Below are 13,243 nucleotides of genomic sequence, written 5' to 3'. Positions count from 1 at the left end.
CAACCCAAGGATTCTGTCCGCCAGACAATCGGCCGTCTGCTTGACAGCCCGATCCCCCCCTCTATATTCGCGCGCCGATCCCTGGACCGTCGGGTGTTCCCATGGCGATGATCGAGGTCCAGAACCTCACCAAGCGGTACCGAGACCGGAGCGCCATCGAGGGCCTCTCCTTCACAGTGAATGAAGGAGACATCCTGGGTTTCCTGGGCCCCAACGGCGCGGGCAAGTCCACGACGATGAAGATCCTCACCGGCTTTCTGCCGCCCTCCTCGGGCTCGGCAAAGGTGGCCGGCTTCGACGTCTTCGAGCAACCGCTGGAGGTGAAGAAGCGCATCGGCTACCTGCCGGAGACGCCGCCGCTGTACCCGGAGATGACGGTGCGCGGCTACCTGAAGTTCGTGGCCGCGCTGAAGCGGCTGCCGGGCCGCGGATTGAAGGCCGAGGTGGACCGGGTGGCCGGACTCACGGGGGTGGCGGAGGTGATGGACCGCGTCATCCAGAACCTGTCCAAGGGCTACAAGCAGCGCGTGGGCATCGCGCAGGCCCTGCTGGGCTCGCCGCCGGTGCTCATCCTCGACGAGCCCACCGAGGGGCTCGATCCTTCGCAGCGTGCGGACGTGCGCAGCCTCATCAAGGGGCTGGCCGGCAAGCACACCCTCATCCTCTCCACGCACATCCTCCCGGAAGTGACGATGACGTGCGAGAAGGTGCTCATCATCAACCAGGGGAAGATGGTCGCCTACGACGAGATCCGGAAGCTGGCCTCGGTGCATGGCCAGTCCGAGAACGTCTCGCTCGAGGAGATCTTCATCAAGCTCACGGCCGCCTGAGCGGCCTTTCCCCCCGACTTCCCGAGAGGACTCCACATGCGCACCGCGCTGGCGATCGCTCGCAAGGAGCTGTCCATCTACTTCACCACCCCGTGGGCCTATGCGGTGTTCACGGCGATGGTGGGCATCTCCTCCTTTTTCTTCATGGGGCTGCTGCAGGCGTTCCAGGACGTGCAGGACATGGCGCGGACGCTGGGCTGGAACCAGATGCCGCCCGAGTCCGCCTCGTACCGGAACCTCACGGACGGCGTCATCGTCCAGCTGTGGGGCGTCATCCTCATCATCACGCTCTTCGTGGCGCCGTTCCTCTCGATGCGGCTGTTCGCCGAGGAGAAGCGCAACAAGACGTTCGAGCTGCTGATGACGACCCCGGTGAGCCCGCTGGAGCTCGTGCTGGGCAAGTACCTGGGCGGGCTGGGCATCATCGGCACGACGCTGGGGCTGACCATCGTCTTCCCGCTCATGCTCTCGGCGTTCGGAGCGAGCGCCTCGGGCACGGTGTTGGAGTGGCCCACGGTGCTGCTGGGCTACGGCGCGGTGCTGCTGTGGGGGGCCACGTGCATGGCGGTGGGAATGTTCATCTCGTCGCTCACCGAGAGCCAGATGGTGGCCGCTCTGCTGACCTTCGCGGTGATGCTGCCGTGGATGCTGCTGCGCGGGCTGGCGCAGGGCACCGAGGAGCCGGTGCGCTCGTTCATCACCTACCTGGCCTTCGACGCGCAGCTATCGAACCTGCTCAAGGGCATACTCGACTTGAAGGCGCTGGTGTTCTTCTTCTCCGTCATCATCTTCGCGCTGCTGCTGACCCACCGCACGGTGGAGGCGCAGCGCTGGGCGTAGCCCCTCCGCGAGGACCTCATGAGACCCTCCGCAGTCGGAAAGATCCTCGGCGCGTTCGGGCTGATGTTCCTGCTGTCCAGCCCGTTCACCCTGTTCTTCACGTCGGGCTCGGTGGCGCTGACGGCGGCCAAGGCGGTGTCGGGCCTGGTGCTGCTGGGCGTGTACTTCGCCACGAACTTCCAGCAGTTCGGCCAGTTCGCCACGCGGCGCTCCAGCTTCTTCTTCAGCACCTCGGTGCTGCTGGGGCTGGTGACGCTGGGCGGGCTGGTAGCGGTCAACTACATCGCCTTCAAGAAGAACAAGAGCTGGGATCTCACGAAGGCGAAGATCTTCACCGTGGCGCCGCAGACGAGCAGCACGGTCAAGGGGTTGAAGGAGAAGGTGCACGTGCTGGCCTTCCTGCCGCCCAACAACCCCTACTACGACACGGTGGAGCAGCTCTTCCAGCTCTACCAGGCCGAGGCGCCTGACAAGTTCGACTACGCCTTCAAGGATCCGCAGCGCAACCCGGACCTGGCGGCGAAGTACCAGCTCAAGGAGGGCCAGACGACGATCGTGCTGGTGCGCGGAGAGGGCCCCAACGCGACCCACACCACCCTGGGCACCATCTCCGAGCAGGAGCTGACCAACGCGCTGATCAAGCTCAACGCGGTGGGGACGCAGAAGGTGTACTTCATCACCGGCCACGGCGAGTGGCCGCTGGAGGCCGAGCCCCCTGCCCCGGGCCAGCCGAGCGACAGCCTCTCCGAGTTGGCCAAGCAGCTCCTCCAGGAGGGCTACACCGCGGACGAGCTGAACCTGGTGGGCCAGAAGGAAGTGCCGAGGGACGCGGCGCTGGTGATCATCGCCGGAGCAAAGACGCCCTACACGGCGCCGGAGCAAGAGACGCTGCGCCAGTACCTGGCTGCGGGCGGGCGGATGCTCTACTTCGCGGAGGCCAACTCGGAGCCGAAGCTGGACGAGCTTCTGGGCGAGTACGGCGTGGAGGTGGACAAGGGCATCGCGGCGGACCCGCAGTTCAACGCGGGCAACCCCTACATGATCGTCTCGTTGTTCTACGGAGAGCACGAGCTGACGCAGCCGCTGCGCCAGCGCAAGCTCAACCTCCAGTTCCCCACGGCGCGCAGTCTCACGGTGCTGCGCCAGGGCATGGCCGCGGGCGTGAAGGTGGAGTCCGTGGTGCTCACCTCGCCCTTCGCGTGGGTGGAGACGACGCCAGCCGCGGACGCCACGCCCTCGGACGGCGAGAAGTCCGGCCAGCTCACGCTGGTGGCGGCCGCCACGCGAGACACGAAGAACGCCCAGGACAAGCGCTTCGACGAGGCGCGGGTGGTGGTGGTGGGTGACTCGGAGCTCCTGCTGGATCCCAACTGGGGATACGAGGCCAACCGCAACCTGGTGTTGAACGCGCTGGGCTGGGCGACGAACCAGGTGGAGAAGATCACCATCCGCCCACCGGACCGCGAGGTGTCCACGCTGGAGATGGATCGCGGGATGCTGGAGCACATCCGCTTCGTGTCCACGGACCTGCTGCCCCTGTCGTTGATGGGCGTGGGGCTGGCCATCTGGCTGTCGAGGCGAAACAAGTGAGGCAGACAGAGAAGACTCTGTTCACGCTGATCGCCGTGGCCGTGGCCGCGGGCGGGCTGGGCCTCTACGCCTGGTTCGGGGTGAAGGAGCCTGAGGAGAAGGAGGTCCAGCGCAAGGAGCAGACCGAGAAGATCTTCGCCACGAGCGAGCCGGGCGAGCAGCCGAAGAACGCCGGCACGCCCGCGGCACCGGTGTTCACGCAGCTCACGGTACAGGCCAAGGGCGTCACGGCGACGCTGGAGCGCCAGGGGGACACATGGCGCCTCACCTCGCCCGTATCGGGCCGTGCGGACAAATGGACGGTGGACAACATCACGAGCCAGCTCCAGTCCGCGAAGTTCAAATCCACCGTGGATGAGTCCCCCACTGACTCGGACCTGGAGAAGTACGGCCTGAAGCCGCCCGTCTTCTCGGTGACGGCGAAGGCCTATGTGCCGGATACCTCCGGAGGTGGGAAGGACGATCCTTCTCGACAGCGCACGGTGACGCTCTACGGAGGCGTCGAGAACACGTTCGACGGCTCTGTATACGTGCGCCGGGATGAGGATCCGAAGGTGTACTCGGCGGACGGCTCGGTGCGCTACGCGCTGGAGAAGGACCTGTACGCACTGCGTGACAAGGAGTTCCTCAACCTCGACGAGGCCTCGCTCAATGCCATCGAGGTGACGGCGAAGGCGAACAGCTACGCGCTGGAGCGCGACACGGACGGTTCCTGGCGGCTGACAAAGCCCTCGGCGGTGCGAGCGGATGGGGATCGCCTGAAGCAGGTGCTCCAGTTGCTGAAGGCACAGCGGGCGCTCTCCTTCCCCACGGACTCGGCCGAAGAGCGCACGAAGCTGGGCCTGGACAAGCCGGTGGTGGACGCGCGCTTCACGCTCAAGGAGGGCGAACCGGTGCGCGTGCGCATCTCCCAGGTGAAGGAGGGAGCAGCCACGAAGGTGTACGCGCTGCGCGAGCAGGGCTCGGAAGCCACGCTCGGAGAGGTGCCGGAGCCCACGCTGACGGCGCTGGACGTGGGCCTGCCGGAGCTGCGGACCAAGGTGCTGCTGTCCTTCAAGCGCGAGGACGTGAAGCGGCTCGTGTTCCACCCCGGAGCGGGAGCCGCCCCCATCACGCTGGCCAACACGAAGCCGGAATCCAACTCACTGGAAGGCTGGCAGGTGGAGTCGCCCAAGGCAGGCAAGGCCCAGTCGGTGAAGGTGGCCTCGCTGATCAACCTGCTGGTCAGCCTCAAGGCCACAGCCCTCGGCGAAGCCAATCCCAAGAAGTGGGACAAGTACGGCATCACCGACATGTCGCGAGGCGTCTCGCTGCAAGACGCAAGCGGCAAGGAGCTGGCGCGGCTGTGGCTCGGCAGTGCGGTCCCCGGCAAGGAGGGCATCGTCTACGCGCGAGGCTCCGCCGCCGAGGTGGCCGAGGTGGAGCAGGTGCGCCTGTCCACGCTGCCCGAGCGCCCCGAGGATCTCCTGGAAGCCGCCCCCACCGCAGCCGCGGATGGCGGCACCGGCGCCACGGATGGAGGAGCCCCGCTGTCTCAGCCTTGAGCGCCCGGGTACGGCACTCCATCAGTGCCAGCTCAGCGTGCGCTCCGCCTCCGTGTCGGCCTCCTTGCGGCGGCCCGGGTCCCAGGAAGTGACCTTGGAGCTCAAAGGCTGGAAGCGCACCTCGACCGGAGCATCCGCCGGGGCCCATGGATCCCAGAGATAGACGGCCTCGCGTTCTCCCGCGCTCTGGGGCTCATCCCACTTCTCCTGAAACTTCCACGTCTGGACCCGGTGGCCTGCCACGCTCATGGCCTTGGACGCGGCGGGGCGGCCCTTGTCGGGATAGGGAGCGTGCAGGGAGAGCCAGATCAGATCCCACACGTACTCGAGCAGTAACTTCTCCCGAGGAAGCTCCATGCGCGTCAGGCGCTTGCCCTGGTACACGCGATCGCCGCGTTGCGGCTTGGCTCCCTCCTCGTAGGTCCAGAGGATCTCATCCTCCAGCACCAGACCGCTGCGGGTGTGGAAGGTGTGCTTCTCCAGCGAGAGATCCAAGGGCCCTTGTGAGACACGCTCGTAACCGCTGCCTTCTCGGAACGCGAGCGGCGGAACCTCTCGGGGAGGCACGGGCTCGCGCCCCATGGCCTGGAGCTCGAGTTGGTACGTATAACCGCTCCCCTGGATGGTCATCAGGCCCATGGAGAAGCTCACGAGGCCACCGCCCAGGTAGAGCGAGGGCTCCTTGAGCGCCGTGCATCCCGAGAAGCTGGGCCCGTGGGGCGAGGTGATGCCCTCCCCCATGGCCTGACAGACGATGGAGGTGTCGCCAATGACGACCCGCTCGCGCTCCTCCTGGAGCGCCTGACCATAGAAGGTGGCCAGGGCCTCGTCCTCCTCCGTACCGGCCGGGGCACGCTTCATGACGACCAGGAGCCCCCGTTCGAACATGGGAAGAGACGGGGCCACGTCCACGGCCACGCGAACCTCCTTGGCATCGGCCGAGAGGACCTGGAGGCGCACCCTGAAGTGCGCTGATCCCGAGGGGATGTTCATGTCGGAAGCGGAGAAGGAGTACTCGATGAAGTCCCCCGCGTGAGCCCCGGACCAGTCGGGAGGCGAGTTTGGCCGTCCGGTCTCCGCCGCGGCCGGCTTCTCGCCAGGGGCCACTCCAGCATCGGAGGCAGAAGAACTCTTCGGGATGGGCTCTGCCGCGGCAGCAGGCATCGCGCCCCCAGCCAACAGGAGCGCCAGAAGGACCGAATTCCGCAATCGGATGAACGGGAGGCTCACAGCCCGAGAGTCTACTCCCCTTCAGGACCGCGCCCAAAGAGGGCCCCCTCGAGTGCGCAGCCAGAGAGAGGGCTCACCTCCCGGAAGATCCATATCGCTCAAATGCAACTTGATTGCATGTGTATCACTATGGCATTTGCGGGACCACCCTCCGCGCCTGGGCTCGGCCACCTCACGCCCGAAGTGCGCCCAGAGGGTCGAGGTCCTCATGAACAGAATCGTCTGGAGTGCAGGAGGCATCAGTGTGCTCGCGGCCAGTGTCCTGGCGGTCTGGCTGCATCAGCCCGTGCAACCGGAGCCGGTGGAGGTTCTTGCCGAGCCCCTCCTCGCCGCTCCCCAACACCAAGAGACGCCCCCACGCGACGCGGCCAGCGCTGTACCCGCGCGCAGGGCACCGCCCGCCCTCCCCTCTTCCGAAGCGCCCTTGGCTCCGAGCCCGTCCACCGGCACGGCCCCGCCCTCTTCCGCGCCACGGGAGGAGCCATCCACCTCGGACGCGCCCACGCTGGCGACCCAACTGCGCCACCGCATCGTCCTGGCCCTGCGAGGCCAGTACCCGACACCGCTGGAGCGCCGGGACGCGATCCTCGCTGAGTTCCTCGCCTCGGGAGAGAGCCAGGAACCCTGGACCCTGCAGGCCCGAGCGGGCCTGGATCGCTGGCGCGAGCTGATCGGCGCCGACGTCCTGCCCGTGCGCGCGGAGCCCTCGGTCTGCTTCGCGGCGGGCTGCTTGGAGCGGGTGACGTTCCCGGATCCCGAGTCCTACGCGGAGGCCCATCGGCGCGTGCCACAGCTCCAGCTCGGAGACGTGGGGCCGCACATGCAGCTGCCCCCCGAGTACCTGCCCTCGGGCGAAGTGATCGTGTCCTGGGCAGTGCTGCGTCCCGAGCCCCTCTGAGCACCCACCACCGGCCTGCTCACCCTTCCCCCGTAGTACCCAAGGAGTGTCACAATGAAGAAGGAGTCGCTGTTCAAGAAGATCCTGCTCTCCGCCAGCCTGCCGTTCCTGCTCGTGGGGTGCGGCCAGGCCCTGGAGGCTCCCGAGGAGCTGTCGGCCCCCGCGGAGCAAGAGGAGTTGCTCGTCTCGACAATGGCCACTTGCGAGGGCCCGGACGAGGAGCTCGTCGAGCACGCATGCTTCCACGGCGATAACGGCCCCTACACCGCCGTGACGGCCGCTGCGCCCGGAAGCACCACCATCCCCAACGTCAACCTGCCGCACACGGCCTTCAACATCACCCTGCCGGCAACCAGCCCCTGCCACTCCTACGCCGGCTCCGTGACGTACCGGCCCGCCGAGTCGGGTGAGTTTGCGTTCTTCCTGTCCCGCAAGCGGGGCCTGAAGATCTACGACGGGACGACGCTCGTCTCGAAGGAGTGCTCGTACCTCATCGACGAGGCGGCCTGCGGCAGCCTCCGGAGGATGGTTACGGCCGATCTGGAGGAGGGCAAGGTCTACCGCCTCGAGTTCGAGGCCGTGCGCCAGAGCAACGCCACCTTCACGCTCGTCGTCGAGGAGGCGGGAGAGCACGACCACGAGGCCGAGTAGCGCTCACTGAGCGCCGCCAGGTGGGCCCACGCGTTCCTCCAAGGCACGTGGGCCCACCGGCGGCGGCTCGCCTCGCTGTCCCCGAGCCATACCCATGCGATCTTTCCGAAATGCCCTCGTGCTGTCCGCGTGCTGCGCCGCCCTCATGGCGTGCGGTGGTTCCGAGCCCCCGCCCTCCGAAGAGCCTCCCCAGCAGCAGGAGGATCCCTGCGCGCCCCATGGCCACATCCACCGTGAGCCCACGGGGGACTGGTGTCACTGTGATCGCGGCTACATGGCTCCCGAGGAGCAACTGGCCTGCGTGACGGATCCCGACTACGTCCCGCGAGACGGCTTCGACTTCGGAGATGACGGAGTCCACGCCTGCTGGCACGTGGACAACGGCCCCTACGCCACGGTGAGCGCGTCGGAGAGCCGCACGCCGCGAGTGGATGCCTTCCACACGCTCTACACCGTGAATCTGCGCCCGGTGGATGGCCAGTACACCGGCACCTTCCAGTTCAAGGCCTTTGGCACGGGAGACTTCATCGTCTACCTGAGCCAGAACGTGCCTTTCGCCGTGCGCGAGGGCGATCGCGTCATCGACATCATCGCCGAGAAGCCCACCACGGCCTGCACCGGGTTGCAGCACATGCTGGGCCTGGAGCTGACCGAGGGCGTCATCTACACCTTCACGCTCGGGCCCACCTCGCTCGATCAGTTGCGGATGGTCACCGAATACTTCCCGTGACGCGCTCGAGGGCCTGGCTCTCGCGCCTCACTCGCAGATGCCTCACCGCAGTACCCCGCGGAGGGTCGCGGCGCTCGTTGCGGGCGCCGTGCTCCCGCGGTTCACCAAAAGGGACATGACATGAAGATGAAGATGCGGAACCTCGTGGGTGCCGTGCTGGGACTCGTCCTGGCTGCCTGTGGCCCCACCGAGTCGATGGACGAGACGCAGGCTCCGTCACAGCAGGAGCAAGGGGTGCTGGAGGCCAGCTGCACGGCCCTGGGCCCGACGATCATCACCCACGCGTGCGGGCACATCACCAGCGGGCCCTACGCGTCGGTGACGGCGAGCGCGTCTGCCACGGACCCCAGCATGCAGAACATCAGCACCACGCACACGGCCTACACCGTGACGCTGCCGGGCTCGAGTGGCTCCTACTCGGGGACGGTGAAGTTCGTGCCCAACCGGGCCAGCTCGGCCTGGGCCTTCTTCGTCAACTCGAGCACCAGCCTGGTGCTGAAGGACTCCTCCGGCGCAACGGTGTCGCCTGCCTTCGCGCCGCAGAGCATCAGCGTGGCGGGCTGCAGCCTGACGCGGGTGGTCGTCTACAACAACCTCACCCAGAGCGCCGCCTACACCCTCACCGTGGGTCCCTCGGCCTCGAGCACCGTGCAGATCATCCCGGAGCGCGTGGAGGACAACCGCGTCTATTACTTCCAGGACGCCGATGGTGACGGGTACGGCAACACCAACGTCTACCAGCTGACCGCGTGCACACAGCCCTCGGGCTACGTGCTGGATGACACCGACTGCAACGACGCCAACGCGTCCATCCACACGGGCTGCTAGCCCACTCGAGGCCTTCAGGCCTCGTGCTGTCCGCGGGGCGTCCTCGAAACGGGGGCGCCCCGCTCTTTCTCCCAGACTCCCACCTTATCGAGGTCCCGGAATGCGCCGTCTTCCCCTGGCTGTCCTTCTCATCGTGTCCTGTGCCCTGCCGCTCGCCTCGGGGTGCGGTGACGACGAGAGCCCCTCCAAGCCGCCTGTCGGCACCGATCCGCTGCCCGACGCGGGAATCCCGGATGGAGGGGCACCCGATGCCGGGCCGGGAGACACTGTTGCCCCTGCGGTGCTCTCCTCCACTCCTGCCGAGGGCACCACGGGGCTCTACCCCGTCGAGGTGTACTACCGCACCAGCGGGCAGGCGGGCCTGTCCGAGCGCAAGGTGCTCACCCTCCAGTTCAGCGAGCCGATGGACACGGTCCTCACCCAGGCCCCGCTCCTGAACCTGACGGATACGTCCGCCGAGCCCCGCACCGTGGAAGGCACCTGGTCCACGGACGGCCAGCAATTGACGCTCCCGATCCTCCAACCCGAGGAAGGCGGTCCGGCGCTCGAGGAGAACACCTCCTACGCCGTGGACCTGAAGGGCTTCCGAGACGTGGCCGGCAACCGGCTCGACGCGGTGCATCCGGTGCTGGGGGATGGGCGGCTCGACTTCACGACGGGGCCGAACGATCTGCTGCTCAACCACGCCTGCGGACACACGCTCGTCGATACGATCCTGCCCGTGAGTGCCTCAGCGACACCCACGGGCACGGTGCCGCGCATGGATCAGACGCACAAGTACTATGAGGTGACGGCGCCCATGGAGAGCGGGGCCTACTCCGGCTACACGCGCATGCGCCTGCCGCCCGAGACCTCCTACATCCTCTATCTCGACCATGAAGTCCCCGTGTCGCTGAGCACCTTCGCGGACAACGAGCCCGTCGAGTCCTCCTCGGAAGCCGTGCCTCCAGCGTGCCAGGGCATCACGCACCGAGTGCGCTTCACCACGCCGGACAGCCCCGAGCTTCGCGTCCACTTCATCCCGCCGGGCGCGAAGCTCCGGGCCATCCTCGAGGAATCCTTCTGAGCTCAGGGAGCGGCGGGCTCCCAGGCGCTCGTGAAGGCGGTGTGCCGCCGCATGTTGATGGAGAGCGCGCGGTACACCTGGCTCTCGGGAGGCATCGTGGCGCGCCCGCCGCCTTCCGGGAGCTCGAGCCGCTCGAAGAGCGTCCCGGAGAACCATGCGTGAGGCCGAGGCTCCACGATGAACAGCCCACCGTCGTCCAGCGCCACCTCGGTGGGCACGAACTCGACCCGCTGCAGCTCCACCGGGGGTGGGAAGTCCAACTCCGCCCGGAACGCCACCTGGCGCTGCTCCTGCGAGGCCGTGCCCTCCAACACCACGGAGTGCCCGCCCAGGGATGCCGCCTCGCCTCCAGCTCCACTGGCCGGCTGAAGCAGCAGCGAGAACGAGCGCACCACCCCGGCAATGCCTGGAGACAAGCCGAGCACCTGCGGGGCCTCACCGCTCTCCAGCAGATCGAACACGGCCTCGCGGTCCCACTCTCCGAGCACCCTCCCACCCGAGAAGAACGTGTCGTGCGCATGAGCGGTGGGGAGCAGCATCTCCCCCAGCCCGCGCCACAGCCGGCGAGCGGTCGTGCCCGCCAAGGGCGAGGGGTTCTCGAAGAGATAGATGGGCCCGAGCAACACCCGCGCGGCCGTCAACTCCACGCGCCAGCCCGTATCCGTGGTGAAGGACCCAACCCGGGTCTCTCCCGGAGCCAGGCCCGTGCGAAGTCCCATCTGGAACGTCACCGAGCGTCCCCCCGTGGCCAACCCGCACCGCAACTCCGCGAGGCTGCCCAGCAGCCCCACTCCCAAGAGCCGTGTGAGGGCCCTGCGCGTCGTCCTCATGGATGAGCCTCCTCGAAGTCCAGGTACACCGTCAGCGTGCCGAGCACCGTGCGCGGTGCGCCGGCCGAGAAATGGCGGGTGGCCAGCAGCGAGGCGGGCGCATCTGGTCCCCGGAAGTTGGAGACGTAATTGAACTCGGACTCGCGCCACCGCGCGTCCAGGAGGTTCTCCACCGTGAGCCCCAGCTCCACGGCCTTCCACCGGCCTCGGACCGCCGCATCGAAGAGGAAGATGGGCTCGCTGAAGCGGCCCAGGGGCAGCGGCTTGGGTCCGATGCTGCTGTGCCCCAACGCCACGTTCCAGCCCAGCCGCTCTCCCAGCAACGTCACCTCGCCGCGCACGGACGCATCCAGCCGGCCCAAAAGCTGAGGGATGTAAGGGAGCACCTCGCCCTCGAAGAGCTTCCAAGGTGACGCGCCTGACGCGGGCAGCGAGGCGCGAGCCCACGCCACGCTCGCCTGCACATCCAGCCGTTCGAGCAGAAGGACCCGCGCCATCGCGAAGGCCCCCACCCGCTGCGAGGCCCCCACCGGCTGGTTGCGTCCCGCCTCCTCGTTGAACACGAAGTCCTGAGAGACGCGGGTGGCGAAGACCGAGCCCCGGGCCTCCACCGTGAGTGCCTCGCCTCCGCCGGCATAGCCCAGCCCCGTCTCCGCGGAGAAGACGCGGGCGAACGGCGCGAACTCGGAGTCCGACAGCGCGGCGGCATCGCTGGAGCGCGCCCCCAGGCCCACGCTGGTGAGCCAGGACAGCCGCGGCGTCAACCGAGCCTCCGCCGTGACTCGCGGGCTGAGCGTGAGTCCGTAGGCCTCGATGGCCTCCGAGGGGATGCGCGCCCCCTGCCGGTCCTGCGCGGGCCGGTTCTCGTCCTCCACGGCGAACAGGAAGCTGTCCAACCGCACGCCCCCGCGAAGCACCAGCCCCGAGAAGGGTGCTGCCTTGAGGGATACATAGGCGCCCAGGTTCGTCACCTTCACCTGGTTGTCGAAGAGCGTGAGGTAGGGCGCCCCGCCCCGGTCCCTCAGCCGACGAGAGCGCGTGCGCACATCATCAAAGCGTCCGACGTACCCCAGCTCGAGGGGTTGTGGCTGTCCCCACGCGGAGAAGCCCGGCGTGTACCGCCCCCGCAGGCCCAGGGTGGAACCTGTGTAGTACTGCTCGGTGTTGTCACCGCGCTGGGACTCGCCTTCCGGAGGCACGTCCTTGAGGAAGCCGGTGAAGTTCTCCCGGCTGCGCATCTGTCGGAGCACGGCGAAGCCCTGCTGGATGAAGCGCCCTCCGCTCTTGAGCCGGGTCATCAGCTCCACCGAGCCGAGGTGCCGCTGTCCCGCGCCTCCCTGGTTCGGATCGTGGAGGCAGAAGAACTGCTCGTCCTCACTCGGGCCGCAGTCCAGCCGCCCCGCCACCTGATCCGTCTCGCGGATGACGCCCGCGGAGGAGTAACGGGCTCCATAGCTGGCGCCGAGCACCCGGACGCGAGCCTCGTCGCCCACGCGAAACTCTCCCTGAGCCATGACACCGGCATTGGCGTAGGCCCGATTGGGGCCGAAGCCGTGCCCCTCACGCAGCAGCAGCCCCACGAAGGTGGCCTCGCTCGTCTCGTGAGGCCCCCACACCAGCGCCAGCCGCCTCGAGGTGAAGCTGCCGTAGCTGGCGGACACCATGAGCCCCCGGCGCTTGAGCGCGAGCTGATATTCCACCGTGCCCGCCACGCCGAAGTCGCCCTGGGCCGGATCGTAGGGCCCTTCAGTGACGCGCAGCGTGTCCACCAGCTCGGGGATGATGAAGTAGGTGTCCGCGTAGCCATGGCCATGCGCATGGGACACCTCGTTGAGAGGCACGCCGTTGAGGCGGAACTCCACGTCCTTGCCCTCGCCCGCGTCGAAGCCGCGAAGGAAGACAGTCTCCGCGTGGCCCTCGCCGCCATGGTTGGCCAGCATCACGCCGGGAGCCAGCAGCAGGAGCTCCGTGGCGGACTTCCGAGGCACGTCCGCGAGCTGCCCCACCTGGATCTGGAAGTCTCCCGCCGCCACGGGGGGAGGCCGCGCCCCCTGCCCTCGCACCAGGGTGGTGAAGGCGCGAGGATCCGGAGGGGGCTGAGACTGGACAGGGGCCTCCGCAGGGGGCGGCGGCTGAGCAGGAGCCTCCGCAGGGGGCTGAGGCTCGACGGGCGCCGCGCTCAGCGCCCACAGCAACACGATTGAAG

At 67.8% G+C, this 13,243-nt stretch carries 12 protein-coding genes; 9 read left to right on the top strand and 3 right to left on the bottom strand.

Going from position 1 to position 13,243, the window contains the following annotated elements; all coding sequences use genetic code 11:
• Positions 1-101: 101 nt before the first annotated feature.
• The 4 genes from KY501_RS36105 to KY501_RS36090 are packed head-to-tail and all read left to right on the top strand — an operon-like array spanning position 102 to position 4,804.
• Positions 102-830 carry an ABC transporter ATP-binding protein gene (locus KY501_RS36105; protein WP_224368414.1) on the top strand — a complete coding sequence of 243 codons (729 nt, stop codon included), beginning with the start codon at positions 102-104 and terminating at the stop codon, positions 828-830.
• A 36-nt stretch (positions 831-866) separates the two neighbouring features.
• Positions 867-1,670 carry an ABC transporter permease gene (locus KY501_RS36100; protein ID WP_224368413.1) on the top strand — a complete coding sequence of 268 codons (804 nt, stop codon included), beginning with the start codon at positions 867-869 and terminating at the stop codon, positions 1,668-1,670.
• An 18-nt stretch (positions 1,671-1,688) separates the two neighbouring features.
• On the top strand, positions 1,689-3,260 hold the full coding sequence (locus KY501_RS36095) for a GldG family protein (protein ID WP_224368412.1): 1,572 nt from the start codon (positions 1,689-1,691) through the stop codon (positions 3,258-3,260).
• Positions 3,257-4,804 carry a DUF4340 domain-containing protein gene (locus KY501_RS36090; protein WP_224368411.1) on the top strand — a complete coding sequence of 516 codons (1,548 nt, stop codon included), beginning with the start codon at positions 3,257-3,259 and terminating at the stop codon, positions 4,802-4,804. Before KY501_RS36095 ends, KY501_RS36090 begins: the two co-directional genes overlap by 4 nt.
• Positions 4,805-4,825: 21 nt before the next feature.
• Here KY501_RS36090 and KY501_RS36085 read toward each other — a convergent pair whose 3' ends face one another.
• Positions 4,826-5,911 carry a DUF6068 family protein gene (locus tag KY501_RS36085; RefSeq protein WP_373691678.1) on the bottom strand — a complete coding sequence of 362 codons (1,086 nt, stop codon included), beginning with the start codon at positions 5,909-5,911 and terminating at the stop codon, positions 4,826-4,828.
• A 331-nt stretch (positions 5,912-6,242) separates the two neighbouring features.
• Between KY501_RS36085 and KY501_RS36080 the strand changes: the two genes are divergently transcribed.
• The 5 genes from KY501_RS36080 (at position 6,243) to KY501_RS36060 (ending at position 10,207) form a co-directional block, all read left to right on the top strand.
• The gene (locus tag KY501_RS36080; RefSeq protein ID WP_224368404.1) at positions 6,243-6,932 is read left to right on the top strand and encodes a hypothetical protein; all 690 of its coding nucleotides are present in this window, start codon (positions 6,243-6,245) and stop codon (positions 6,930-6,932) included.
• 54 nt (positions 6,933-6,986) lie between these two features.
• Positions 6,987-7,583 carry a hypothetical protein gene (locus KY501_RS36075; RefSeq protein WP_224368403.1) on the top strand — a complete coding sequence of 199 codons (597 nt, stop codon included), beginning with the start codon at positions 6,987-6,989 and terminating at the stop codon, positions 7,581-7,583.
• A gap of 94 nt (positions 7,584-7,677) precedes the next feature.
• Positions 7,678-8,313: a hypothetical protein gene (locus KY501_RS36070; RefSeq protein WP_224368402.1), complete on the top strand. Its 636-nt coding sequence runs from the start codon at positions 7,678-7,680 to the stop codon at positions 8,311-8,313.
• Positions 8,314-8,433: 120 nt separating this feature from the next.
• Complete coding sequence (locus KY501_RS36065) at positions 8,434-9,141, top strand: hypothetical protein (protein ID WP_224368401.1); 708 nt, start codon at positions 8,434-8,436, stop codon at positions 9,139-9,141.
• Between the two features lie 100 nt (positions 9,142-9,241).
• Complete coding sequence (locus tag KY501_RS36060) at positions 9,242-10,207, top strand: Ig-like domain-containing domain (protein WP_224368400.1); 966 nt, start codon at positions 9,242-9,244, stop codon at positions 10,205-10,207.
• 2 nt (positions 10,208-10,209) lie between these two features.
• Here KY501_RS36060 and KY501_RS36055 read toward each other — a convergent pair whose 3' ends face one another.
• Positions 10,210-11,037, bottom strand: coding sequence for a hypothetical protein (locus tag KY501_RS36055; RefSeq protein WP_224368399.1), 828 nt, complete (start codon positions 11,035-11,037; stop codon positions 10,210-10,212).
• On the bottom strand, positions 11,034-13,100 hold the full coding sequence (locus KY501_RS36050) for a TonB-dependent receptor (protein WP_373691681.1): 2,067 nt from the start codon (positions 13,098-13,100) through the stop codon (positions 11,034-11,036). The genes KY501_RS36055 and KY501_RS36050 overlap by 4 nt, the downstream gene beginning before the upstream one ends.
• Between the last annotated feature and the right edge of the window lie 143 nt (positions 13,101-13,243).

It is taken from the genome of Hyalangium versicolor, from assembly GCF_020103695.1.
GTDB classification, from domain to species: Bacteria; Myxococcota; Myxococcia; order Myxococcales; family Myxococcaceae; genus Hyalangium; species Hyalangium versicolor.
The sequence above is the reverse complement of the archived record's forward strand: the minus strand, read 5'-3'. Positions and strand labels throughout refer to the sequence as shown.